This is a genomic window from Oceanibaculum nanhaiense (assembly GCF_002148795.1).
GTDB lineage: Bacteria > Pseudomonadota > Alphaproteobacteria > Oceanibaculales > Oceanibaculaceae > Oceanibaculum > Oceanibaculum nanhaiense.
This window is the reverse complement of record NZ_MPOB01000037.1, coordinates 1-437: the sequence shown is the minus strand read 5'-3', so window position 1 is coordinate 437 and position 437 is coordinate 1. Positions and strand designations below refer to the sequence as shown.

The 437-nt window shown below is 68.6% G+C and carries 1 pseudogene; it reads left to right on the top strand.

Annotation, left to right across the window (positions count from 1 at the left end):
- Positions 1–135 precede the first annotated feature (135 nt).
- Positions 136–437, top strand: a pseudogene (locus BKM74_RS18395) (MFS transporter); the annotation flags it as partial.

Here is a 437-nt window from a genome sequence, read left to right as displayed (position 1 = left end):
GCGATCAGCGAGGCCAAGCGCGTCCTGATCCGCGACCATATCGACCATTGCCTGGACAGCGCGGTGGCCGGCGACGGGCAGGACCATCTTGCCGAATTCAAGGAAATCACCCGCTACCTCTGAAGGCGGCGCGACATGCTCGACATTCTGGCGAACCGTATCTATAGGCACCTGTTCGCCGCGCAGATACTCTCCCTGCTCGGCAGCGGCCTGACCACGGTGGCGCTCGGCCTGCTGGCCTACGATCTCGCCGGCGCCGATGCCGGGGCGGTGCTCGGCACCGCGCTGGCCCTGAAGATGGTCGCCTATGTCGGCGTCGCGCCGCTGGCGGGCGCGCTTGCCGGCCGCTGGCCGCGGCGGCGGCTTCTGGTCGCGCTCGATCTGTGCCGGGCGGCGCTGGTCCTGCTGCTGCCCTTCGTCACCGAAATCTGGCAGAT